Source organism: Streptomyces aculeolatus, assembly GCF_020400605.1.
Taxonomy (GTDB): domain Bacteria; phylum Actinomycetota; class Actinomycetes; order Streptomycetales; family Streptomycetaceae; genus Streptomyces; species Streptomyces aculeolatus.
The window spans coordinates 49,116-72,822 of sequence record NZ_JAINRD010000004.1; the positions used below are offsets into that span (position 1 = coordinate 49,116).

Below are 23,707 nucleotides of genomic sequence, written 5' to 3' on the forward strand. Positions count from 1 at the left end.
GGTGCCGCAGGCGGCGAGCAGCAGCATCGCGGCGAGACCGAGTGAGACCGGCCCGGCGCGACGTACGCGCGACAGCCGGGCCGCACCGCTCGCAGGAGTCGCACGGGCCGCGGAAGTCGCACGGAACGCGGACGTCGCACGGAACGCGGACGTCGTACGAGCCGCCGAAGTCGTACGAGCCGCCGAAGTCGTACGAGTCGCGGAAGTCGCACGGGTCGCACGGGTCTCGCCGGTCGCATGAGTGGCACGAGTGACGCGAGTGGTACGGGTGGCATGGTGCATCCGCCCAGTCGACCAGGGCGGATGCACCACGGCCGTGACGCGCGTCACTCCGCCGGCCACAGCACGGTCACAGTTCCCGCCGCGGCCGGTGTTCAGCCCACCGGTACGCGCGCCAGCCGCAGTTCGTGCGCGCCGTCAGGGCGGGCGGCCTCGAAGTAGATGTGCCACGTGTCCCCGGCGACGACCGCGTCGACGTAGCGCACCGAGCCCGTGCCGTACGGGACCGTCACCCACGGCCCCGCGGTGCTGAGCCGGTGCCAGCTGCGCAGGTCGTACGAGACCGCGAGGCCGCAGTGCTCCTCGTAGTTCTGCTCGTGGGAGGCGATGCCGTCGTAGAAGCCGAGCCAGCCGGCGCCCGGGCCGAGCGGCACGGCGGAGTTGAGCCGGGTCTGGTAGGAGTCCCAGCCGCTGCCGGTGGGCATGGCCTCGCCCTGCCAGGCGAAGGTCGCGCCGCCGTCGAGGGAGACGGCGAGGCCCGTGGGGTGGGTGGTGACGCCGGTGTTGTAGATGTCGGCGGTGGCGTGTGCGCGGGCGGCGTCGGCGGCGGCGATCCCGGCCCGCGCGTAGCTCGCGAAGAGGTAGGTCGCCGGACCGTGCCGGAGCGTGTACGGGTCCTTGACCCCCTCGGTGCCGGTGTCCGCCGCGGTGAGCGCGGGGCGGGCCGCGGCGAGGTCGAAGGCGTCGGGCGCGGCGGCGTCGACGACGTCGATGCGCCAGCGGGAGTCGACGGGGTCGACGTAGCTGAGGTAGAGCTGGTAGCCGTCCGGGGTGGGCAGCAGGCTGAAGCGCTCCATCGAGTCGGTCCCCAGCTGCCGGCTCTCCACCGCCCACACGTCGGTGAAGTCCACCCCGTCGTCGCTCGCGGCGACCGCGCACCGCCAGCCGCGCTCGCCCCCCGGATGCCCCCGGGGACGCCGCCGGCGGTACGTCATCAGCCACCGGTCCCGCTCGGGTTCGTACAGCACCCCGGGACAGCCGGTCCAGTACCCGGCTTCGGGGGCCTCGGGGAGCATGACGACCTCCGCCCGAGCGGGGTCGAAGGACGGCAGGGGCGTGCTGATGCGATGGGTCGGCATGCCGGTCAGCCTAGGAGCCGGCCGGCCCAGGGCGTAGTCCGCGCAACGTGACGACCTGGTGAACTCGCAGGCGGGCGGGGCGGCCGGAGGGCTGCCGGGCGGCCGGTCAGGGGGCTTGCCAGGTGAGGCTGTAGCGGCGCAGGACGTGGCGGCGGTAGCGCACGCCGGGGAGTACGCGGCGGGCCTCTGCGCGGACCTCGCCGTAGCTCATGTGCGGGCTGATGAAGGGCATGCCGGCCGGGAAGGAGGCGCGGCGCACCAGCTTCGCGGTGCGTACGACGGGCGCGGCGGCGACCATGACGGCCCAGTCGCCGACGGTCCGCTCGCGGGCGAGGCCGACGACCACGAGGACGCCGCCGGGGCGCAGCAGGTCGCGCATGCGGGCGAGGGCGGGGGCGAAGTCCATCTGGTGCACGGCGGAGACCGAGCAGATGAAGTCGTAGCCGGCGGCGGGCAGGTCGGCGGTGAGGAAGTCGCCCGCGACGAAGTCGAGTCCGGGCCGTCCCGCGGTCTGCTCGCGGGCGGCGGCGATCATCTCCGGGGAGCTGTCGACGCCGGTGACGCGCTCGGCCCGCGCGGTGAGTTTGCGTGCGAGGAGGCCGTCGCCGCAGCCGACGTCGAGCGCGTGGCGGCAGCCCGCGGGGACGGCGCGCAGGATTCCCGGGTGGCGGGCGACGTTGGTGTTCCAGTACGGCGCGGGGTCGGAGTCCGGCATCGGTGCATGGTACGGACGGGAGGCGCAGGGGCGCGAGGGTGGGCGGAGGACGCGGTACGGGCGCGGGCGGACCCGGGCCCGCGCGGGCGTACGGACCGTACGAGCGCGCCCGCTGCCGCACCGGCACCCGTGCAACTGCCGGATCCGCCCGGACATTTGACGCGTTCCCGCTTATCGGGGCACGCGTCCGTGTCCGCTCTCTTGACGGCCGTTCTCCGGAGCGTAACCATCCAGCGCAACGGGAGAGCGCTCTCCCGCTCTCCCTCCCCCACCCCCAGGAGGCCCTGGATGAGGAGATCGCGCCTCTACGCCGTACTTCTGCCGGCCCTGGCCCTGGCCCTGTGCGTCACCGCACTCGGCGCCATCGCCGTCACCGGCGACACGGCCAGCGCCCGCACCACCACCGCGGCGCCGGACAGCGCCGACAGCAAGGGCGATCCCGCCCACTCCGCACACGCCGGCCACGCCCAGCCCCGCCCCGTCGCCTCCGGCGACGACCCCGACGGAGACGGCTACATCCCCGCGGAACCGCCCGTCACCGGCGTCGTACCGTCCGACAAGGAGCCGCCCCACCGCTACTTCCACGAGTTCCAGGCCAACTGCTCGGTGACCCACACCAAGCCCGACGACCCCATCGTCTACCCCGGCCAGCCGGGCAGGTCCCACGACCACACCTTCATGGGCAACAACACCACCGACGCCCACAGCACCACCGCCTCGCTCGACGCCGGCGCCACCGAGTGCAAGGCGCCCGGCGACAAGTCCGGCTACTGGATGCCCACCGTCCTCAACGGCGGCGAGCCCGTGCTGCCCGTGGGCGACCAGGTCATCTACTACAAGGCCGGCGTCACCGACTACACCAGCGTCCGCCCGTTCCCCAAGGGCCTGCGCTTCGTCGTCGGCAGCCCGCTGCAGAGCGAGCAGGAGTTCCGCGACCACCCGGGCTTCGTGGAGGGCTGGGAGTGCGGCGAGAGCTACTTCAACACCGACATCCCCGCCGCCTGCCCCGGCAGTCAGGACACGCAGCTCAACATCCGGATGCAGGCGCCCAGTTGCTGGGACGGCCGCTACCTGGACACCCCCGACCACAAGAGCCACATGGCCTACCCCGTGGTCAAGGCCGGTACGAACAACAACGTGTGCCCGGAGAGCCACCCGGTGGCACTGCCGATGATCGAGTTCAAGATGGCGTTCCCGGTGAACGGCGACATGTCGCGGGTCGCGCTCTCCAGCGGCCGCGGCTACTCGTTCCACTACGACTTCATCAACGTCTGGGACGACGCCACCCTCAAGGCGCTCGTCGACCACTGCGTCGTCGGCGCGCTCCAGTGCAACGCGCGCGGCTACGACGAGACCCACCCCGAAGCGGGCGCCGCCCTCAACGAGGACTACGAGCTTCCCTGACCCCCCACCCCCGGAGGAGACCCCTTCCCATGCACCCTCGACCCCCCGCACCCCCCGCACCGCCCGGTGCGGCGAGACCCGGGCACGCCGGGCACACCCGGCGCGCCCGGGGCCTGCGCGCCGTGCTCACCGCCGGCGCCGCCGGCGCCCTGCTGGCCGGCCTGACGACCGCGCTCCCGGCCGCCGCGCAGCCGGCCCCGGAGCCGGACGCCGCGGCCGCGAGCGTCGTCGAGGTCACCGGCTCGCAAGGCGCCTGGCAGCTCACCGTCGACGGCCAGCCGTACACCGTCAAGGGCCTGACCTGGGGCCCGCCCGTCGCCGAGGCCGCCGACTACATGCCCGACGTCGCGTCCCTGGGCGCCAACACGGTACGCACCTGGGGCACCGACGCCACCACCCGACCGCTGCTCGACGCCGCCGCCGCCAACGGCGTCAAGGTCATCGCCGGCTTCTGGCTCCAGCCCGGCGGCGGCCCGGGCAGCGGCGGCTGCGTCGACTACGTCGCGGACACCGCGTACAAGAACGACATGCTCGCCGAGTTCCCCAGGTGGGTCCAGGAGTACAAGGACCACTCCGGGGTGCTGATGTGGAACGTCGGCAACGAGTCGGTCCTCGGGCTGCAGAACTGCTACGAGGGCGCGGAGCTGGAACGCCAGCGCGACGCGTACACCTCCTTCGTCAACGACGTCGCGAAGAAGATCCACGAGGTCGACCCGAACCACCCGGTGACCTCGACCGACGCGTGGGTCGGCGCCTGGCCCTACTACAAGAAGAACGCTCCGGACCTCGACCTGTACGCCGTCAACTCCTACGCCGCCGTCTGCGACGTGCGCGCCGCGTGGGAGGCGGGCGGCTACGACAAGCCGTACATCGTCACCGAGGGCGGCCCGCCCGGCGAGTGGGAGGTCGAGGACGACGCCAACGGCGTGCCGGAGGAGCCGTCGGACGTCGCCAAGGCCGAGGGCTACGGCCGCGCGTGGGACTGCGTGACCGGCCACACCGGCGTCTCGCTCGGCGCCACCCTCTTCCACTACGGGATCGAGGACGACTTCGGCGGCGTGTGGTTCAACCTCACCCCGGACAAGCAGCGGCGGCTGTCGTACTACGCGGTCAAGGAGGCGTACGGCGGCGACACGGGCGGCGACAACACCCCGCCGGTGATCTCCGGCCTGGCCGCGGAGAACGCGGGGGCGGTGCCGGCGGGCCGGGAGTTCACGCTCTCCGCGGACGTCGCGGACCCGGACGGCGACCAGCTCACGTACGAGGTCCTCGTCAACAGCAACTACGTCGACCAGGACAAGGCGCTGCGCCCGGCGCAGTTCCGGCAGACGGGCGACGGGACGTTCGCGGTCACGGCGCCCGACAGGCTCGGCGTGTGGAAGGTGTACCTGCGCGCGACGGACGGCAAGGGCAACGTGGGCATCGAGACGCTGTCGGTGAAGGTCGTCCCGCCACCGGTCGACGGCACCAACATCGCCCGGGGCAAGCCGTCCACGGCGTCCACCGAGCAGACCGACGCCTACGGCGGCTGCCCCTGCGAGGCGGGCGACGCCACCGACGGCAGCTACGACACGCGCTGGGCCAGTTCGTGGGCCGACCCGCAGTGGCTGAGCGTGGACCTCGGCGAGCGGACGTCGTTCGACCACGTCCAGCTCACGTGGGAGGGCGCCTTCGCCAGGTCGTACGCGATCCAGGTCTCGGACGACGGGCAGAACTGGCAGACGGTGTACGAGACCGCCGAGGGCAACGGCGGGATCGACGACCTGGAGGTCTCCGGGACCGGCCGCTACGTGCGGATGAACGGCACCGCGCGCGGCACCGGATACGGGTACTCGCTGTACGAGTTCGGCGTGTACCGCTGACCGATCGACCGTCGGAGAGCGGTTTCCGGCGCGTGCTATAAAGGCGCGTATGGGCAGGCCGCCGACGCTGGAGGACGTGGCCCGGGTCGCCGGAGTGTCCCGGGCCACGGTCTCGCGCGTGATCAACGGCACCCGGAACGTCGACCCCGCGATCCAGGAGACCGTGCGCGCGGCCGTCCGCACGACGGGCTACGCACCCAACAGCGCGGCCCGCTCCCTCGTCACCCGGCGCACGGGCGCGGTGGGCCTGGTGATCTCCGGCGCGGGCGAGGGCGGCGACGAGGCCGCGTACCGGCGCTACGTCTTCTCCGACCCCTTCTTCGGCCGCGTCGTCGACGGCGTGATGGGCGCGCTGCGCCCGCGCGGCATGCACCCGATGCTGATGCTCGCCGAGACGGCGGACGCCCGCGAACAGGTCGTCGCCCACCTGCGCCAGGGCATCGCGGACGGCGCGCTGCTGGTCTCCACCCACGGCGAGGACCCGCTGCCGGGGATGCTCACCTCCGCGGGGGTGGCGACGGTGCTGTTCGCCCGCCCGGCCCGCCCCGTCCCCGCCGGCTACGTCGACCTGGCCCACCGCGACGGCGCCCGGCTGGCCGCGGAACACCTGCTGGCCCGCGGCTGCCGCAGGCCGGTGACGATATGCGGCCCCCTGGACGTCCTGGCGGGCCAGGAGCGGCTGGACGGCTTCAACCAGGCGATGGCCCGCCACGGCCACGCGTACGTACCCTGCGCGGAGGGCAACTTCACGGCGTCCGCCGGCGAGCAGTCCATGACCAGGCTGCTGCGCGAACACCCCGACCTGGACGGCGTCTTCGCGGCGAACGACCTGATGGCACGGGCGGCGGTGCAGGTCCTGCGGGAGCAGGGCCGGCGGGTGCCGCAGGACGTGGCGGTGGTCGGCTTCGACGACAGCAGCGCGGCGACGGCGACGCGGCCGGAGCTGACGACGGTGCGGCAGCCGGTGGAGGAGATGGCGGGCGAGATGGTGCGGCTGCTGCTGACGGCCCTGGAGTCGCCGGAGGCCCCGCCGGAGTCGGTGATCTTCGAACCGGACCTGGTGGTACGGGAGTCGGCGTAGCATCCCCGCGGGAGCCGGCCAGGTAGGAGGAAGATGCCTTTCGCGTTCGGAATCTTCGACGTCCTCACGTACGCGATACCCGGAGCGCTCCAGCTCTCCCTGGGCGCGTACGTCACCACACGGCTCGGCGTCGCGGACGTCCCGGACCTGGCCGCGGGCCCGGCGGGGCTGGTGGTCGTCGCCGCGGTGGGGGCGAGTTACGCGCTCGGGCACGTGACGTACCCGCTGAGCGCGGCCGTGGAGAGGGTGTTCCCCCGGTGGCATCGGGCGGAGCAGGCGGCGCGGGACGAGTTCAGGTCCCGGGTACCGGAGGCGCGGGAGCGGCCGTTCACGGACGCGGACCTCCCCCTGCTCCTGGCCGCGGCCGAACAGCACAACAGGGATACGGCGGGGGAGGTGCTGCGGCTGCGGGGCCTGACACTGATGCTGCGGAACGTCGCGCTGACGCTGTTCCTGGTGCTGGTGACCGCACTGGCGGAGACCGCGGCGGGAGGCCGCCCGGTACTGGCGGCGGTGTGCGCGGGCCTGGCGGGCGCGGGGGCGGTGGGGGCGGTGCGGGAGGGCCGGAAGATGCAGCACTGGGCGAGACTCAAGACGCTGGAGCTGTGCTTCTGGATCCCGGACATAGACGAGCGCTTCGGACGCTGAGGCGGGGTGAGCGGTGCGCCCTCGCTCCGCATCCTCCACTTCGCAAATTGCATTACTCTGCAATTTGCTACATCATGTAGCCGTCATCGCGATCATTTGGAGTCAGTTCCCGTGCAGGTCCCGCTCTACCAAGCCAAAGCCGACCTGTTCCGCATGCTCGGCCACCCCGTCCGCATCCGCGTCCTCGAACTCCTCCAGGACGGCCCCATGGCCGTCCGCGACCTCCTCACCGAAGTCGGCGGCATAGAGGCCCCCGCCCTCTCCCAGCAACTCGCCGTGCTCCGCCGCTCCGGCATCGTCACCGCCACCCGCGAAGGCTCCACCGTCGTGTACGCCCTCGCCGGCGGCGACGTCGCCGAGCTGATGCGTGCCGCGCGGCGCATCCTCACCGAGATGCTCGCCGGGCAGAACGAGCTCCTCGCCGAGCTGCGGGAAGCGGAGGCCGAGGCGCGGTGAGCACACTTCTGGCCCGGGCCTGGGGCCCGGTTCGCTCGTTGCTGCCCGCGCGCGCCGAGTTCGCCGCGATGCGCCGCGATCCGCGGCGCGACCTGCTCGCCGGGCTGACCGTGGCGATCGTCGCGCTGCCCCTCGCGCTCGGGTTCGGGGTCTCCTCCGGGCTCGGGGCGGAAGCCGGGCTCGCCACCGCCGTCGTGGCGGGGGCCGTCGCGGCGTTCTTCGGGGGGTCCAACCTCCAGGTCTCCGGGCCGACCGGGGCCATGACCGTCGTCCTCGTGCCGATCGTCGCGGAGTACGGGGCCGGCGGCGTGCTGGCCGTCGGGCTGATCGCGGGGGTCATGCTGGTGGCGCTGGCGGTGGCGCGCGCGGGCCGGTACATGCAGTACGTACCGGCCCCCGTCGTCGAGGGGTTCACCCTCGGCATCGCGTGCGTGATCGCCCTGCAGCAGATGCCCAACGCCCTCGGCGTCGAGAAGCCCGAAGGCGAGCGCGTCCTCGTCGTGACCTGGCGGGCCCTGGAGGAGTTCGCCGCCGCCCCCGACTGGACCGCCGTCGCCCTCGCCGCCGGCGTCGTCGCCATCATGCTCGCCGGGGCCCGCTGGCGGCCCGCGATCCCGTTCTCCATCGTCGCCGTCATCGCCGCCACCCTCGCGGCGCAGGCGTTCGGCCTCACCGGCGCGAAGCCCATCGGCGAGCTGCCCGCCGGCCTCCCGGCCCCCTCCCTCTCCTTCCTCGACCCGGGCGACCTCGGCAGCCTCCTCGCCCCCGCCGTCGCCGTCGCCGCCCTCGCCGCGCTGGAGTCGCTGCTGTCCGCGCAGGTCGCGGACGGCATGACGGCCGGCCGGCGGCGCGGCCCCGACAGCACCGCCGCCCCCGCGCCACAGAAGCACGACCCCGACAAGGAACTCTTCGGGCAGGGGCTGGCCAACATCGCCGCGCCCCTCTTCGGCGGCGTACCCGCGACCGGGGCCATCGCCCGTACCGCCGTCAACGTCCGCACCGGCGCGCGCTCCCGGCTCGCCTCCCTCACCCACGCCGCGATCCTCGCCGTGATCGTCTTCGCCGCCGCGCCGCTGGTGTCGAAGATCCCCCTCGCCGCCCTCGCCGGGGTGCTGCTCGCCACCGCCGTACGCATGGTGGAGGTCGCCTCGCTGCGCGCCATGGCGCGGGCCACGCGCTCCGACGCCGCCGTGCTGGTGCTCACCGCCGGCGCCACCCTCGCCCTCGACCTCGTCTACGCGGTGATCATCGGCCTGCTCGTCGCCGGCGCCCTCGCACTGCGCGCGGTGGCCCGGCACGCGCGGCTCGACCAGGTCTCCTTCCGCGCCCACCTGCCCGGCGACCACACCGACGAGGAGCACTCGCTGCTCGCCGAGCACATCGTCAAGTACCGCCTCGAAGGGCCCCTGTTCTTCGCCGGCGCGCCCCGCTTCCTGCTGGAGCTGACCGACGTCGCGGACGTGCGCGTCGTCATCCTGCGGATGTCCCGGGTCTCGACGATCGACGCCACCGGCGCGCTGGTCCTCAAGGACGCGGTGGAGAAGCTCGACCGCCGCGGCATCGTCGTCATGACCTCCGGCATCCGCCCCGAGCACCGCCGGGCCCTCGACTCGGTGGGCGCGCTGGACCTGCTGCGGGCCGAAGGCCGCGAGTACGCCACGACCCCCGACGCCGTCGCCGCCGCCCGCCGCCACCTGCACGGCGCCGGCATCCTGCCGTTCCCCGCCCCGCGCCCGGACCCCCACCCCACCGCGCACACGGCCACCCTCGTCGAGGAACCGAACCGCTAGCCCGACGCGGCGGTCCCGTACCGCGTACGCGGGCGAGGGGCCGGGGCGCAGTTGCGGCCACTCCCCGCCCCCTCAACGTCCCCGGCCACGCGGATCCACCACCCCTGCTCCCCCCTCCGCGACCTCCGTCCAGAACTCCACCGCCAACTCTTCGAACCGCATCCCGAACGCCAGCGCCGCCGCCTGCGGAGTCTCGAACCGCGGTCCCACTCCCGCCGAATCACCCGCTCCCGCCCACACCAGAATCGCCTCGTACTCCGCCAGCTTCGCCCGGTGCGCCGCCACCTGCGCCTGCGCCAGCCGCCGCACCCCCTCCCCGTCCGACGCCGCGTCCTGCTGGAAGTACAGCCGCAGCAAGCCCTCGTCCCGCACATCCGTCGCCGCCTCCGCCGGGCCGGTGAGCCACGCCGCGAGCGTGTCCCGCCCCGCCCGCGTCAGCGCCAGCGTCCGCCGTCTGCGGCCGGCGGCCTCCCGCTCCTCGGTCACCAGCCCGCGGCGTACGAGCCGGGCGGCCTCCGCGTAGATCTGGGACCGCGGGAAGTCCCAGAAGTGCCCGACGCTCCGCTGGATTTCGCGATCGAGCGCGTACGGGGTCGCGGGGCCGGATTCCAGGAGGCCGAGCACCACATAGGCGCTGGCGGAGAGCGAGGGCATGGGGCATCTCCCGGTCTGGACGGTCTGAACCCCGGCGTTGCACGCCGGACTCCGAAGCCGGAGCATCGAAACAGTACAGGCTGCACGTTCCAATGTGACGATCGGAGTCCCGATGGCTACCGCAACCCGCAGCGACAACCCCTACCTGGAGGGCAACTTCGCCCCCGTCCCCGACGAGCTGAGCGTCTCCGACCTCCCCGTGACCGGGGCCCTGCCCCGCGCACTCAACGGCCGCTTCCTGCGCATCGGCCCCAACCCCGCCGCCCACGAAACCGGCGCGGGCCACCACTGGTTCGCCGCCCGGGGCATGGTGCACGGCGTCCGGCTGCGCGACGGGCGCGCCGAGTGGTACCGCAACCGGATCGTGCGGGGCGACGCCCCCGAGGACTCCCCCAACACCAACGTCCTCGCCCACGGCGGCCGGCTCCTCGCCCTCGTCGAGGGCGGCGGCGCGCCGGTGTCGATCACCCCGGACCTGAACCGGATGCGGACCTGGGACTCCGACGGCGCGCTGCGCTCCGGCTTCACCGCCCACCCGAAGATCGACCCGGAGACCGGCGAGATGCACGCCGTCAGCTACCTGATCGACCCCTCCTCCGCGCATCTGCGCTACGTCGTCGTCGACGCCTCCGGCACCACCGTCCACGCGGCCGACCTGCCCGTATCCGGCGTCCCCATGGTCCACGACATGGCGATGACCGCCACCCGCGTCGTCGTGCTCGACCTCCCGGTGACCCTCTCGGCCGCCGCCGTGGGCCGCCTCGCCGCGGGCACGCCGCAGCCCGGCGACGCACACCCGATGCGGTGGAACGACGCACACCCGTCCCGCGTCGGTGTGCTGCCGCGCGGCGGTACGGCCGCGGACATCAGGTGGTTCGACGCGCCGCGCTGCTACGTCTTCCACGTCCTCAACGCCTACGACGCCCCCGACGGCTCGATCGTCATGGACGTCGTCCGCTACGACACGGTGTTCCGCGACAGCCTCCGCGGCCCCGCCGACGCCCTGCCCGCCCTGGCCCGGTGGACCGTCCCGCCGCACCGGGGCGCCGTCTCCGAGCAGATCATGTCCGACCGCAGCATCGAGTGGCCCCGGATCAACCAGGCACTGACCGGGCGCTCCCACCGCTACGGCTGGTTCGGCGGCATCGGCCCCGCGAGCCTGCGGCTGACCGACGACGTCGACCGCGACAGCGGCGGCAGCTTCGAACCCGGGCCGCTGGTCAAGTTCGACACCGTCACGGGCGAGTCCGCCGCCCACCACTTCGGCGCCGGCCGCGTGACGCAGGAGCCGGTGTTCGTGGCCCGGCCGGGCGGCGGAGAGGAGGACGACGGGTGGATCCTCTCGGTCGTCCACGACGGCACCACCGACCGCAGCGAACTGGTCGTCCTCGACGCCGCCGACGTCACCGCCGCGCCCCTCGCCCGCGTACACCTGCCGCGGCGCGTCCCCTTCGGCTTCCACGGCAACTGGATCTCCGACGACGAGATCAGCACCCGGTCCCCGGCCGTGCTCCCCGCCTGACCTGCTGCCCCCACTGCCCCGTCGCGGCCGGCCCGGTCCGTCCCCCCTCCGCGGACCGGGCCGGCGCCCTCAGGGCACCTGGTCAGGCACCCCAGTCCTGCGGCACCTGCCTGGTGGTCGCGTTCAGCCGGTTGAACATGTTGGTCACCGCGATCATGAGCACGATCGCCGCGAGCCCCTTCTCGTCGTAATGGCCGGCGACCTCGTCCCAGAGGGCGTCGGGCACCGGGTCGCTGCGGTCGGCCATTCTCGTCGTCGCCTCCGTCAGCGCCAGCGCGGCCCGCTCCTCCCCGGTGAAATACGGGGAGTCCCGCCAGGCGGCGACCGCGGAAAGGCGCTCCTCGGTCTCGCCGCTCCTCCTGGCATTGCGGGAGCCGGAATCGACGCACGCGCTGCACCCGTTGATCTGGCTCGTGCGCAGGTGCACCAGGTCGAGTGTGGTTTTCGGGACCCCGCCGGAATAGGTCGCCTTGAAAATGTCCCCGACGGGCTGCATGGCATCAAGAACGCGGGCCGGATTCGGCATTCGCGGCTGCATGGAAATGTCACTCCTTCGCAAATTTCGTGGCGCCGGATTCCGGCGTGCACACTGCTATGACGTCCGGCGGTGGGGCGGTGTGACAGCCGGCCGCCGTGGCGGTGACCGCAGCGCGGCGGCAGGGGCGAGGAGGAGGATGGTGGTCATGTACGAAGACGAGTTGCTGGCCCGCAGGTTCGAGGAGAGGCGGCCGCGGCTGCAGGCCGTGGCCCGCCGCATGCTCGGTTCCGCCGAGGAGGCCGAGGACGCGGTGCAGGAGGCGTGGATCAGGCTGCAGCGCGCCGACGCGGAGTCCGTCGAGAACCTCGACGGCTGGCTCACCACCGTCGTCGGCCGCGTCTGCCTGGACGTGCTGCGGGCCCGTACCCGCCGCGAGGAGCTCTTCGAGGAGCTGCTCGACCAGCACGCCGACCCGCCGCCCGCCGCGCCGGCGGACGAGGCCGCCGACCCGGAGGAAGCGGCGCTGCTGGCGGACTCCGTGGGCCGGGCGCTGCTGGTCGTCCTGGACACGCTGGAGCCGGACGAGCGGCTGGCCTTCGTGCTGCACGACATGTTCGCCGTGCCGTTCCCCGACATCGCCGCGATCATCGAGCGCAGCCCGGCCGCCACCCGGCAGCTCGCCAGCCGGGCCCGCCGCCGCGTCCGGGGCGCGTCGCCGCTGCCCGACCTGCGGCGCCAGCACCAGGTCGTGAGCGCGTTCCTCACCGCCGCCCGCAACGGCGAGTTCGACCGGCTGCTGGCGCTGCTGGCGCCGGACGTCGCGATGCGCGCCGACGCGACCGCGGTGGGCATCGGCGCGGCGCGGGCGACGCTCGGGGCGGAAGGGGTGGCGAAGGTCTTCTCCGGCGGCGCGCAGGCGGCGCGGCTCGCGCTGGTCGACGGGGCGGTGGGCGCCGTGTGGCAGGTGAAGGGGCGCGCGGTCGTGGCGTTCGGCTTCACCGTCGAGGACGGGAGAATCACGGCGATCGAGCTGATGGGCGACGCCGAGCGGCTGGAGGGGCTGGACATCGCGGTACTGGGATAGGACCCGTCCGCAGGGCCCCGGCCGTGGGCCCCGCCCGCCCCGGCGGCGGCCTACGGGCCGCGCCCCCTGCCGCACCGCAGGTGCGCCGCCGGGCGGAAGAACCGCCCGGCGGCGCCGATCGCCGTCAGCCGTCAGCCGCGGTTTCCGGCTGCGCGCCCGCTGCGTGCGCCTACTCGGCCGCGCCGTCCGCGACGTAGTCGATGCGGTAGATCCCGGCGTTGGTGTTGGTGCTGCCGCGGCCCACGCCGCTGCCCTCGCCGAAGTCGATGACGTAGAGCGAGCCGTCGGGGCCGAACGCGGCGTCGAAGGGCTGGATCCAGCTCATGCCCTCGAAGACCGGGTCGATCGACTGCAGTTCGCCGTCCGCGTACGAGAAGGTCTTGAACCACTTGCGGGTCAGCTCGTAGTTGAACCACTTGCCGTCGTACGACTCGGGGAACTTCGTCGCGCTGTCGAGGTCCGGGTCGAAGTCGTACCGCGGGCCGCCCATCGGACCGCCGCCGCCGGAGCCGAGCTGCGGGAACTCGGCGGAGGCCGCGTACGAGTACCAGACCTGCGCGGCGGTGGCCGGTGGCAGCTGGGCCTTCCCCGTGTTGTTCGGCGAGTTGTTCACGGGTGCGGCGCAGTCGAACTTCCCGCCGGAGGTGCCGGCGGCGAAGTCGTAGTCGTTGAAGGGGATGTTGTTGCCGACGCAGTACGGCCAGCCCATGTTGCCGGCCTTGGAGATCAGGTTGTACTCGACGATGCCCGCCGGGCCGCGGTCCGGGTTCGCCTCGCGGGAGTCGGGGCCGTAGTCGCCGACCATCAGCGCGTCGGTCGCGGGGTCGACGGAGATGCGGAACGGGTTGCGGAAGCCCATCGCGTAGATCTCCGGGCGGGTCTTCTTCTCGCCCTGCCTGAAGAGGTTGCCCTTGGGGACGGTGTAGGTGCCGCCCTTGGTGGGCTTGATACGCAGCACCTTGCCGCGCAGGTCGTTGGTGTTGGCGGCGGTGGACTGGGCGTCCCAGGCGTGCCGGCCGTCGCGCTCGTCGGTCGGCGAGAAGCCGTCCGACTCGAAGGGGTCGGTGTTGTCGCCGGTGGCGGCGTACAGGTTGCCCTTGCTGTCGAAGGCCAGCGAGCCGCCCATGTGCACGTTGGCGCGGCCCTCGCCGCGCCAGGTGGGGATGGACAGCAGCACCTTCTGGGAAGCGGGGTCGAGGCGGTCGCCCTTCAGGGTGAAGCGGGAGACGTCGACCCTCTTCTCGGCCTTGTCGGAGTGCATCACATACAGCTGGTGGTTCTTCGCGAACCGGGGGTCGAGCGCCAGCCCGAGCAGCCCGTCGGACTGGGTGGTGAACTCCAGCGGATAGTCGAAGTCGTACGCGGTGGTGACCTCCCGCGTCTCCTGGTCGACGATCTTCAGCTCACCGGTGCGCTGCGCCCACAGCACCCGCCCGTCGGGCGTGACGGCCAGCTCGAAGGGGTCGGCGAGGTCGGAGTCGACCAGCGCGGTGCGGGTGAACCCGGCCGCGTTCGGCGCGCTCGCGCCGGTGGGCTCGGGCGCGGCCACGGCGGAGGGCGTCGCCACCAGTAAGGCGGGCAGGACGGTGAGCGCGGCGACGAGGGACAGGGGTTTGATCTGACGGCTCATGGGGCTCCCAACGGTGGAGGCGGTTCGGCGGGACGGCGGTCCCCGCCTGCTCGTCACTTGCCATAGACCTCGATCACGATGTTCCGGAACGAGACCTCGTCCCCGGCGCCGTGGTTCTGCAGCCCGATGTGGCCGGGCCCGAGGCGGCGCTCGGGGACGGTGTCGGTGTAGTCGTTGATCTCCACGCCGTTGAGCCGCACGGTGAGCCGGTCGCCGGTGACGCGGAGGTCGTAGGTGTTCCACTCGCCCGGGGGGTTCAGCGCGGCGTCGCGGGCGGCGATGTCGGCCGACTGGAACCCGTACACCGCGCCGGTGGTGCGGTCCGGGGAGTCGGTGGCGTCGATCTGGACCTCGAAGCCGCCGTTGCGGATGGCGGGGTCGTCGCCCGGGGGGAAGCCGAGGTGCACGCCGGAGTTGTCGTCGCCGGCCATGCGCCAGTCGAGGGTCAGGCGGTAGTCGGTGCCGAACTCCCGGCCGGAGTACCAGAGGAGGCCGAGGCCGCCGTACGAGGTGAGCGCCCCGTCGGCGAGGGTGAACCCGCCGGGTCCTGCCTGGCTCCAGCCTTCGGTGGAGGTGCCGTCGAAGAGGACGAGGCGCTCGGGGGCGGCGGTCGCGGCGGCCGGCGGGGCGGTGGCGGCGCCGGCCGCCGGGGCGGGGACAGGGGGCGCGGCGGCGAGTAAGCAACCGGCGGCGGCTGCGACGAGGGCGGCCCGCAGGGGGGCGCGGCGGTGGGGGGTGGGCACAGTGGTTCTCCTGAGATCGCGAAGAAAGCGCTTTCATGACTGTGCCCTGTCAACGTAAGCCCCTTGCCGCCCGGGGTCAACGCCTTGGTACGTACCGGAAGTCGGGCCCCGGCAGTCAGCCGGCCAGCAGCCCGGGCAGGTCCCGCATGTCGTCGAAGACGACCGTGCCCGGCCCCGCCAGCCGCGCGGCCGGGGTGAGCCCGCCGCAGTAGCCGAAGGCCCGCATGCCCGCGGCCCGGGCGGCCTGCACCCCGTACGCGCTGTCCTCCACCACCACGCACCGCTCGGGCGGCACCCCCAGGGAGCGGGCGGCGTGCTGGAAGAGGTCGGGCGCCGGCTTGCCCCGCGGCACGTCGGAGGCGCTGAAGATGCGGTTCTCGAAGCGGCCGAGGAGATCGGTGAGCTCCAGGCTGCGGCGGAGCGCGGAGTGCCCGCTGTTCGACGCGACGCAGAAGGCGGTGGTGAGCCGGTCCAGCACCTCGGCGATGCCGTCGACCGCGGTCAGTTCGTCCTCCAGCGCCGCGCGGTAGAGGTGGTCGTACTGCCGCTGCCAGCCCTTCTCCAGCCGCCGTCCGAGCCGTTCCTCGATGAGCGCCGTGTAGACCTCGATGGACGAACCCACGAAGTGCTCGATCATCTCGGCTTCGGTGAAGGCGCATCCCAGGTCGGCCATGACCGCAGCATCGACCTTGACGCATATCCGCTCGCTGTCCACCAGCACGCCGTCACAGTCGAAGATCACCAGCTCAACAGTGCTTTGCGTCATGACGGCAGCGTAGACGCAGCCGCGCCCGCGGCGGTCGGGTGCGGCCCGCGCGGGCCCGGGGCGGCCCTCAGCCGAGGCCGTCGGGGACGATGCGGAGTTTGTCCGCGATACGGGCAAGGGCCTTCTGGTCCGCCGTGTTGAGCGCGTCGAGGACGGTGTCGCGCACCGCACGCAGGTGCGTGGGCGCCGCCCGGTGCACGACGTCGAAGCCCGCGTCGGTGAGTTCGGCGACGGTGTAGCGGCCGTCGGCCGGGTCGGGTGCCCGTACGATCCAGCCGCGCTGCTCACAGCGCTTGACGACGTTGGACAGGCGGGAGAGCGACCCGCTGGCGAGGAAGGCCAGCTCCCCCATCCGCAGCCTGCGCTGCGGCGCCTCGGAGAGGTGGCTGAGCACCAGGTATTCGAACAGGGTGAGGCCGTGCTCCTGCCGCAGCGGCGACTCCAGCCTGCCGGGGAGCAGCAGGACGAGGGAGATCAGCCCGGTCCACGCCGCCTTCTCCTGCTCGTCGAGCCAGCGCAGCTCCTCGTCGCCCTCGTCGCCCTCGCGCCCGCCCGTGCCACCCGTGGGCTCTTCCGTGCCGCTCATCGACCTTCCCGTCCTTCCCGCGAAGCCGTCATGACTTTGCGCTTGAAGTCATCCTCTGCTACTTTTACTTTACGCGTGAACTCACACCAGAGGAAGCGCACCCCCTGAGAACAGGAAGAGGAACGCATCATGAGCACCACCGTCACCTTCGGCGTCACCCCGGGCTTCGGCGAGAAGCTGCACGCCAGCCACGGCTACAGCGGGGCCGTCCGCGTCGGCGACCGGGTCGAGATCTCCGGCCAGGCCGGGGTGGACGACGACCTGGTCATCCCCGACTCGCTGGAGGACGAGATCGTCCGGGCCTTCGACAACGTGGAGCGCACGCTCGCCACGGTCGGCGCGACCTGGAAGGACGTCATCCACGTCAACTCGTACCACAAGGTCGCGCCGGGGGACGACGCCATCGGCGACGACCACAACGCGGTCATGACCGAGCAGTTCCGCCGCCGCCTCGACGGCCGCGCGCCGATCTGGACCGAGACCGGCGTCACGGTCCTCGGCCTGGCCGCCATGCGCGTGGAGATCCGCGTCACGGCCGTCGTCGGCTCCGGCGACTGAGCCGTAGCCTCCCGGGAAGGAACCGGCCGAACCGACCCGACCGCCGACACGGCACCGCCTGCCGGCACGGCACCGCCCCGACCGGAGGTCCCTCCCGATGCATCCCGCGCGTGTCAGGACCGCCTCCTACGTGATCCGCAGCCGCCCCGGCGGGCCGGAGCTGCTCGTCTTCGACCACCGGGACCACCCCCGGGCCGGGACCCAGGTGCCCGCCGGAGGTGTGGAGCCCGGGGAACTGCTCACCGAGGCGGCGCTGCGGGAGGTCGCGGAGGAGACCGGGGCCGCCGCGGTCACGCTGGGGGCGGCGCTGGCCGTGCAGCAGAGTCCCCATCCCCACACCGGGGAGCCGCAGATCACCGTCTACTTCCAGGCGCGTACCCGCGAGACCCGGGACGACTGGATGCACACCGTCGCCGGCCCGGACGAGGACCGGGGAATGGTCTTCCGGTGCTTCTTCATCCCCCTGGAGCGGGCCGCGGGGCTGCTGGCCGGGGACCAGGGGGAATTCGTCGGGCTCGTCCGGTAGGCGGTCCCGCCGCCCGCCTGGCTCCCCCGCGGGGGCGGGGGACGTACTGTATGAGCCCCCGCCACGAATGGAGCGCCCTCATGCCCCAGGACGTACGAGCCGTCGTCGCGCGTGCGAAGAACCAGCCGGTGGAGATCGCCACCGTCGTCGTGCCCGACCCCGGGCCCGGCGAGGCGGTGGTGGCGGTGCAGGCGTGCGGGGTGTGCCATACCGATCTGCACTACCGCGAGGGCGGCATCAACGACGACTTCCCCTTCCTCCTCGGCCACGAGGCCGCCGGAGTCGTGGAGTCCGTCGGCGACGGCGTCACGGACGTGGCACCCGGCGACTTCGTCGTGCTCAACTGGCGTGCCGTGTGCGGCCGGTGCCGGGCGTGCGAGCGCGGGCGGCCCTGGTACTGCTTCGACACCCACAACGCCACGCAGAAGATGACCCTCGAGGACGGCACCGAGCTGTCGCCCGCGCTGGGCATCGGCGCGTTCGCGGAGAAGACCCTCGTCGCCGCCGGCCAGTGCACGAAGGTCGACCCCGAGGCGTCCCCCGCCGCGGCCGGGCTGCTGGGCTGCGGCGTGATGGCCGGCCTCGGCGCCGCGCTCAACACCGGCAACGTCGGCCGCGGCGACTCCGTCGCCGTCATCGGCTGCGGCGGCGTCGGCGGGGCGGCCGTCATGGGGGCGCGGCTGGCGGGCGCCGGCAAGATCATCGCGATCGACGTGGACGAGCGGAAGCTGACCACCGCGACCGGCCTGGGCGCCACCCACACCGTGGACGCCGGCGCCACGGACCCGGTCGAGGCGGTGCGGGAGCTGACCGGCGGCAACGGCGCCGACGTCGTCATCGAGGCGGTCGGCCGCCCGGAGACGTACAAGCAGGCGTTCTACGCCCGCGACCTCGCCGGGACCGTCGTCCTCGTCGGCGTGCCCACGCCCGAGATGAAGCTGGAGCTGCCGCTGCTCGACGTCTTCGGGCGCGGCGGCGCGCTGAAGTCGTCCTGGTACGGCGACTGCCTGCCGTCCCGCGACTTCCCCATGCTCATCGACCTCTACCGGCAGGGCCGCCTCGACCTCGACGCCTTCGTCTCCGAGACCATCGAACTGGACGGCGTGGAGGCCGCGTTCGCCCGGATGCAGGCCGGCGACGTGCTGCGCTCGGTGGTGGTCCTGTGAGCGGCGCCCGCATCGACCACCTGGTCACCTCCGGCACGTTCTCGCTCGACGGCGGCACGTGGGACGTCGACAACAACGTGTGGATCGTCGGCGACGACTCCGAGGCGCTCGTGATCGACGCCGCGCACGACGCCGACGCCATCGCCGCCGCGGTCGGCGACCGCCGCCTGACCGCCATCGTCTGCACCCACGCGCACGACGACCACATCGACGCCGCCCCCGCGCTCGCCGACATGTACGGCGCCCCGGTCCTGCTCCACCCCGACGACCGGGTGCTGTGGGACATGACCCACCCCGACCGCGCCCCGGACGGCGCCCTCGCGGACGGCGGGACGCTGCCGGTCGCGGGCACGGAGCTGACCGTCCTGCACACGCCCGGCCACGCGCCGGGCGCCGTCTGCCTGTACGCCCCCGACCTGGGCACCGTCTTCACCGGCGACACCCTCTTCCACGGCGGCCCGGGCGCCACCGGCCGCTCGTACTCGGACCGCCCGACGATCGAGGCGTCGATCCGCGCGCGGCTGCTGACGCTGCCGCCGGAGACGGTGGTGCGCACGGGGCACGGCGAGTCGACGACGATCGCGGCGGAGGCGGCGGGGGCGGCGGAGTGGTGAGGCCCCGAGCGGTCTAGAAGGGTCGGGGAGGTACGGGAACGGGCGTGGCCGGTTGTGCCCGCCGGCGGCGCCCGGTGCTCCGCGGTGGCGTTGACCGGTCCGGGGGTGCCCGGCATGCTCATGGCCGGGACATGCCACCCATTCGTCACTCCATCCCCCACTGGAGGTCTCCCATGCCGTCCCGACCCACACGCCGCGCGCTGCTCCTCGGCGCCGCGGGCATCGGCGCCCTCGGCGCCGCGGGCATCGGCTCCGCCCACGCCGGCCCCGCGCCGGCCGACCGCTCCCGCCCGCTCGCCCCCCGCGCCCTCGCCCAACGCCCCCTCTACCTCGGCACGTACGGCCAGGGCATCCTCGCCTGCACCTACGACACCGCCACCGGCGCCCTCGCCGAGACCGGCGGCGGCTTCGGCGACGTCACCAACCCCGACTTCCTCGCCCTCTCCCCCGCCGGCGACGTCCTCTACTCCACCGTCGGCGGCGGCGCCGAGGGCGGTGTGCGGGCGTACGCCATCGGCGCCGACGGCGCGCTCAGCGCCCTCGGCGGCGTGCAGTCCACCGGCGGCGCCGGCGTCACGCACCTGTCGGTGCACCCCGGCGGCGGGCACCTGCTCAGCGCCAACTACACGAGCGGCAGCGTCGCCGCGCACGCCATCGAGGCCGACGGCAGCGTCGGCGAGCGCACCGGCTTCGTCCAGCACTCCGGCTCCGGTCCCGACCCGGACCGGCAGGAGGGCCCACACGCGCACCAGATCGTCACCGACCCGGCCGGCGGCTTCGTCCACGCCGTGGACCTGGGCACCGACTCCGTCCACACCTACACCCTCGACCCCGGCAGCGGCGCGCTGTCGCCGGTGTCGGAGGTGAAGTCCGTGCCGGGCGCCGGCCCGCGGCACATGGTCTTCCACCCGCAGGGCACGCACGCGTACGTGGCCAACGAGCTGGACAGCACCGTCACCGCGTACGCCCACGACGCGGCGACCGGCGGGCTGACCCGGCTGGAGAGCCTGCCGACCCTCCCCGACGACGTGGATCCCGGCGGCAACTACCCGGCGGAGATCACGATCTCGGCGGACGGCCGGTTCGTCTACCTCTCCAACCGGGGGCACAACAGCGTCGCCCGCCTCGCCGTCGCGGACGGCGGCGCGGCCCTGGAGCTGGTGGACACCGTGCCGTGCGGCGGCGACTGGCCGCGGCACATCACCCTGTCGCCGGACGGGGCGCTGCTCTACTCGGCCAACGAACGGGGCCGCACCATCGGCGTGTTCACCGTGGACGCGGAGAGCGGCGCGCTCACGGCGGCGGGCGAGCCGTTCGCGACGGCGTCGACGGGCTGCGTCCTGCCCACCTGAGCGGGGCCGGCAGGCCCGCGGGCCCGTCACGCCGGGTGACGCCGTGACGGGTCCGCGGGCGGCCCGGAACCGCCCCGGGCGCGTCCGAACCGAAGACCGTAATTCGAACGAAGAATCAAACACACCCTCACACTCCCTCCAAGGAGCCCGAGAGGTCAGGCATATCTTGTATGCCGCCTTTCCCATGACGAATCCTCAACTGAGCACCAAGTCGTCCTCCGCCGCGGGCCGAGTCCGCCACCCCACACTGTCGGCGCGCGACTGCGGGCGGCCGGGCCGCCCTCGGTAACCGAACGTGACGCCGGTCTGGGTGGAGGGCATCGTGAGCCGGAATCCGAACCACAAGCGCGGCCTCTACCTGGGTACGGTGCCGGAGCGGGCCGCGGTGAAGCACGGCGCCGCCCTGCTGACGCTCGACCACGACCTCGACGTCCTGCCCGAGGCCGGCCGCCGGCTGACGGTGGCCGAAGTGGCGGCGTTCGCGGCGGACCTGGCGAACCGGCTGGCGGCGGCGGGCGTACGGGCCGGGGCGCACGTCGTCGTCCACAAGCGGGCGAACTTCGACGCCTGGCTGCTCGCGACCGCCACCGCCCGCCTCGGCGCGATCCCCGTCATGCTCTCCCCCGCGCTGCCCGCGCCGACGGTCGCCGCCCTCCTCAGGCGCCTGCGCGGCCCGCACCGCCCCCACCTCCTCGTCGACGGCCCGAAGCTGGCCGAGCTGGCCGGCCTGCCGCTGGACGAGCTGACCTCGTCGGTGATCGGCGTGGCGGGCACCGGCCGCGGCGTGCCCTCGCTGGCCCGGCTCGCCGGGTCCCCGCCCGTACCGCCGGAGTTCCGGGGGCTGGACGAACCGGCGATGATCACGCACACCTCGGGCACCACGGGCGTACCGAAACTGGTCGTCCACACCCCGCGCACCATGCGCGCCCGGCTGCGCCCGCAACTCGCCCTGCTCGCACTGACGCGCCGGCGCGAGACGGTCGCCGTCAGCGTGCCGTTCGTGCACTCGCGGCTGTTCGCGGCGATGGCGCTGGTGCTGCGGAAAGGCATGCCGGCGGTCCTGATGGCCCACCACGACCCGGAGAGCGCCGCGAAGACCTTCCTGCGGAACCGGCCCGGCCTCGTCGAGGCGCTGCCCAACTCGTTCCTCGCGTGGGAGGGCCTGGCCGCGGACCCGCGCGAGCCCCTCGCGTCCGTGAAGTACTTCTCCTCCACGTTCGACGCCCTCCACCCGCGGACCGTACGCCGCCTCCTGGACGCCTCCCGCCGCCGCGCCCCGCGGTTCTTCCAGATCTACGGCCAGTCCGAGGTCGGCCCCGCCGCGGGCCGCCCCTACTTCCGCCGCGACACCCGCGGCATGGACGGCCGCTGCGTCGGCTTCCCGCTGCCGGGCAGCGCCCGGATCCGGGTCGTCCCGCGGAACGGCCGGAAGGTGTCCGCCGCGAACCCGGGGTTCATCGAGGTCCGCTGGGACGGCATCGCCCGGACGTACCACGGCGAACAGGACCGCTACGACGAGAACGTCCACGACGGCTGGTGGCGCACCGGCGACGTCGGCTACCGCACCCGCGCCGGCTGCCTGCACATGCTCGACCGCGAGACCGACACCATCCCCGGCGTCGGCTCCAGCCTGGAGATCGAGGACACCGTCCTGGACCGGCTCGAGGAACTCGTCGAACTCGTCGTCGTCCAGGGCCCCGACGCCGAGCCGGTCCCCGTCCTGTGCACCCGCGGCGACGAGCCCCTCGTCCCCGCCCGCTGGCGGGCGGCCACCGCCGACTACCCGCAGCTCGGTGCGCCGGTCCACCTCCCGCTGGCCGAACTCCCCCGCACCGCGACCCTCAAGACCCGCCGCGTGGAACTGTCCCGCCTCCTCCACGACCGCCTCTGACCCCCGCGGTCCCCTCTCCTCCCCGCGGTCTCATCCCTCCGGCAGGGTCCACTCGGGCCCGCCCGCGGCCGGCGCGGGACGCACCTCCCAGCCGGCGGCGTCCGCCTCCGGCTCCCAGTACGGCACGTCGCCCGCGTAGTAGAGGCCGTAGGCCCAGTACTCGGGCAGCTCGTGGCACATGAGGTCGGGATACGGCCCGATCTCCATACCGCCGAACGCCCGGTTGATCCGGGCCACGGCCTCGGCCCGGGGGATGCCGATGCGCCGCACCAAGACGCCGGCGATGTCCCGGAAGAACCCGAGCATCCCGTCGTCGAGATCGGTCGTGAACTCTTCGGTCATGGTCCTCTCGCCGGTCGGTCGCCGAAGGCGACGGCCTACCAGACCAGTCCATCCAGATGGTTGTGGCCGGAAAGCAGGAGCGCGATGCGGCCCTGCGCCGCTTCGCGCATGTCGGGCAGGGGGCGGTGCGCGCAGAGCGCGAGCTCCACGTACATGTCCCAGCCCCGACCTGCTGAAGTGCCGCACTCACCACGGGTGGATGGCAGGCGTCCCGGGCCGTGAACTGCACCTGATCGGTGGCGGGTTCAGGTGACGGGTGGCAGGAACGGATCAACGGACGGCGGAGGAAGCCGGCTTCTGTGGACCGCCCTGCGCACGGTGCTGAACACCTGGTACGCGGCCAGGCAGAGCACCGCTAAGACGATCAGGTCGACCTCGGACACCCTCCGCCCCCCTTTTCCGACCCGCCCCGCCCCCGCGCACCGGCCCCGGCCCCGAGGGCTGCGTCCCGGCCATCATCCCGGCGCCGCGCCACGGCCGT

General features: G+C 73.4%; 22 protein-coding genes and 2 pseudogenes. 14 read left to right on the forward strand and 10 right to left on the reverse strand.

The features are described from left to right. Window positions 1-374 precede the first annotated feature (374 nt). Together LG396_RS08940 and LG396_RS08945 are read right to left on the reverse strand one after the other, a co-directional pair. Window positions 375-1,358: a hypothetical protein gene (locus LG396_RS08940; protein WP_225794316.1), complete on the reverse strand. Its 984-nt coding sequence runs from the start codon at window positions 1,356-1,358 to the stop codon at window positions 375-377. A gap of 106 nt (window positions 1,359-1,464) precedes the next feature. Further along, window positions 1,465-2,073, reverse strand: coding sequence for a class I SAM-dependent methyltransferase (locus LG396_RS08945; protein ID WP_225794317.1), 609 nt, complete (start codon window positions 2,071-2,073; stop codon window positions 1,465-1,467). 288 nt (window positions 2,074-2,361) lie between these two features. Between LG396_RS08945 and LG396_RS08950 the strand changes: the two genes are divergently transcribed. From LG396_RS08950 to LG396_RS08975, 6 genes are all read left to right on the forward strand, one after another. Next, on the forward strand, window positions 2,362-3,477 hold the full coding sequence (locus LG396_RS08950) for a DUF1996 domain-containing protein (protein WP_225794318.1): 1,116 nt from the start codon (window positions 2,362-2,364) through the stop codon (window positions 3,475-3,477). 29 nt (window positions 3,478-3,506) lie between these two features. Beyond that, window positions 3,507-5,339, forward strand: a complete 1,833-nt coding sequence (locus LG396_RS08955) for a discoidin domain-containing protein (RefSeq protein WP_225794319.1) — start codon at window positions 3,507-3,509, stop codon at window positions 5,337-5,339. Between the two features lie 49 nt (window positions 5,340-5,388). After that, window positions 5,389-6,420: a LacI family DNA-binding transcriptional regulator gene (locus LG396_RS08960; protein WP_225794320.1), complete on the forward strand. Its 1,032-nt coding sequence runs from the start codon at window positions 5,389-5,391 to the stop codon at window positions 6,418-6,420. Between the two features lie 33 nt (window positions 6,421-6,453). Beyond that, entirely contained in the window at window positions 6,454-7,068 is a 615-nt protein-coding gene (locus tag LG396_RS08965) for a hypothetical protein (protein ID WP_225794321.1), read from the forward strand. Window positions 7,069-7,179: 111 nt separating this feature from the next. Continuing rightward, window positions 7,180-7,524, forward strand: a complete 345-nt coding sequence (locus LG396_RS08970) for an ArsR/SmtB family transcription factor (RefSeq protein ID WP_018834440.1) — start codon at window positions 7,180-7,182, stop codon at window positions 7,522-7,524. Beyond that, window positions 7,521-9,314, forward strand: a complete 1,794-nt coding sequence (locus LG396_RS08975; protein WP_225794322.1) for a SulP family inorganic anion transporter — start codon at window positions 7,521-7,523, stop codon at window positions 9,312-9,314. The genes LG396_RS08970 and LG396_RS08975 overlap by 4 nt, the downstream gene beginning before the upstream one ends. Window positions 9,315-9,386: 72 nt before the next feature. Here LG396_RS08975 and LG396_RS08980 read toward each other — a convergent pair whose 3' ends face one another. Beyond that, complete coding sequence (locus tag LG396_RS08980) at window positions 9,387-9,968, reverse strand: PadR family transcriptional regulator (RefSeq protein ID WP_225794323.1); 582 nt, start codon at window positions 9,966-9,968, stop codon at window positions 9,387-9,389. A gap of 112 nt (window positions 9,969-10,080) precedes the next feature. On the opposite strand from LG396_RS08980, the gene LG396_RS08985 reads away from it, so the two are divergent. Continuing rightward, window positions 10,081-11,490 carry a carotenoid oxygenase family protein gene (locus LG396_RS08985; RefSeq protein ID WP_225794324.1) on the forward strand — a complete coding sequence of 470 codons (1,410 nt, stop codon included), beginning with the start codon at window positions 10,081-10,083 and terminating at the stop codon, window positions 11,488-11,490. An 82-nt stretch (window positions 11,491-11,572) separates the two neighbouring features. On the opposite strand, the gene LG396_RS08990 is transcribed toward LG396_RS08985, so the two are convergent. Further along, on the reverse strand, window positions 11,573-12,028 hold the full coding sequence (locus LG396_RS08990; protein ID WP_225794325.1) for a carboxymuconolactone decarboxylase family protein: 456 nt from the start codon (window positions 12,026-12,028) through the stop codon (window positions 11,573-11,575). A gap of 136 nt (window positions 12,029-12,164) precedes the next feature. Between LG396_RS08990 and LG396_RS08995 the strand changes: the two genes are divergently transcribed. Further along, a complete protein-coding gene (locus LG396_RS08995; RefSeq protein WP_225794326.1) occupies window positions 12,165-13,052 on the forward strand; it encodes a sigma-70 family RNA polymerase sigma factor in 888 nt (295 codons plus the stop codon). A 181-nt stretch (window positions 13,053-13,233) separates the two neighbouring features. Here LG396_RS08995 and LG396_RS09000 read toward each other — a convergent pair. The 4 genes and pseudogenes from LG396_RS09000 to LG396_RS09015 all read right to left on the reverse strand — a co-directional run. Beyond that, window positions 13,234-14,553, reverse strand: a pseudogene (locus LG396_RS09000) (PQQ-dependent sugar dehydrogenase); the annotation flags it as partial. A gap of 182 nt (window positions 14,554-14,735) precedes the next feature. Continuing rightward, a pseudogene (locus LG396_RS09005) lies at window positions 14,736-15,269 on the reverse strand (3-keto-disaccharide hydrolase); the annotation flags it as partial. A gap of 271 nt (window positions 15,270-15,540) precedes the next feature. Continuing rightward, window positions 15,541-16,191, reverse strand: coding sequence for an HAD family hydrolase (locus LG396_RS09010; RefSeq protein WP_051642632.1), 651 nt, complete (start codon window positions 16,189-16,191; stop codon window positions 15,541-15,543). A 67-nt stretch (window positions 16,192-16,258) separates the two neighbouring features. Beyond that, window positions 16,259-16,777 (reverse strand): MarR family winged helix-turn-helix transcriptional regulator, encoded by a 519-nt coding sequence (locus LG396_RS09015; RefSeq protein ID WP_225794327.1) that lies wholly within the window; start codon window positions 16,775-16,777, stop codon window positions 16,259-16,261. 129 nt (window positions 16,778-16,906) lie between these two features. Here LG396_RS09015 and LG396_RS09020 point away from each other — a divergent pair, with 129 nt between their 5' ends. From LG396_RS09020 to LG396_RS09045, 6 genes are all read left to right on the forward strand, one after another. Continuing rightward, on the forward strand, window positions 16,907-17,335 hold the full coding sequence (locus LG396_RS09020) for a Rid family hydrolase (protein ID WP_037749166.1): 429 nt from the start codon (window positions 16,907-16,909) through the stop codon (window positions 17,333-17,335). A gap of 97 nt (window positions 17,336-17,432) precedes the next feature. After that, complete coding sequence (locus LG396_RS09025) at window positions 17,433-17,861, forward strand: NUDIX hydrolase (RefSeq protein WP_225794328.1); 429 nt, start codon at window positions 17,433-17,435, stop codon at window positions 17,859-17,861. A gap of 80 nt (window positions 17,862-17,941) precedes the next feature. Further along, a complete protein-coding gene (locus tag LG396_RS09030; RefSeq protein WP_018834427.1) occupies window positions 17,942-19,027 on the forward strand; it encodes an S-(hydroxymethyl)mycothiol dehydrogenase in 1,086 nt (361 codons plus the stop codon). Beyond that, the gene (locus LG396_RS09035; RefSeq protein ID WP_225794329.1) at window positions 19,024-19,641 is read left to right on the forward strand and encodes an MBL fold metallo-hydrolase; all 618 of its coding nucleotides are present in this window, start codon (window positions 19,024-19,026) and stop codon (window positions 19,639-19,641) included. Before LG396_RS09030 ends, LG396_RS09035 begins: the two co-directional genes overlap by 4 nt. A gap of 173 nt (window positions 19,642-19,814) precedes the next feature. Next, window positions 19,815-20,993 (forward strand): lactonase family protein, encoded by a 1,179-nt coding sequence (locus LG396_RS09040; RefSeq protein WP_225794330.1) that lies wholly within the window; start codon window positions 19,815-19,817, stop codon window positions 20,991-20,993. A gap of 295 nt (window positions 20,994-21,288) precedes the next feature. Then, the gene (locus tag LG396_RS09045) at window positions 21,289-22,884 is read left to right on the forward strand and encodes a class I adenylate-forming enzyme family protein (RefSeq protein WP_225794331.1); all 1,596 of its coding nucleotides are present in this window, start codon (window positions 21,289-21,291) and stop codon (window positions 22,882-22,884) included. Window positions 22,885-22,914: 30 nt separating this feature from the next. Here LG396_RS09045 and LG396_RS09050 read toward each other — a convergent pair whose 3' ends face one another. After that, window positions 22,915-23,226: a hypothetical protein gene (locus tag LG396_RS09050; RefSeq protein ID WP_225794332.1), complete on the reverse strand. Its 312-nt coding sequence runs from the start codon at window positions 23,224-23,226 to the stop codon at window positions 22,915-22,917. 245 nt (window positions 23,227-23,471) lie between these two features. After that, a complete protein-coding gene (locus LG396_RS09055; protein ID WP_225794333.1) occupies window positions 23,472-23,609 on the reverse strand; it encodes a hypothetical protein in 138 nt (45 codons plus the stop codon). Between the last annotated feature and the right edge of the window lie 98 nt (window positions 23,610-23,707).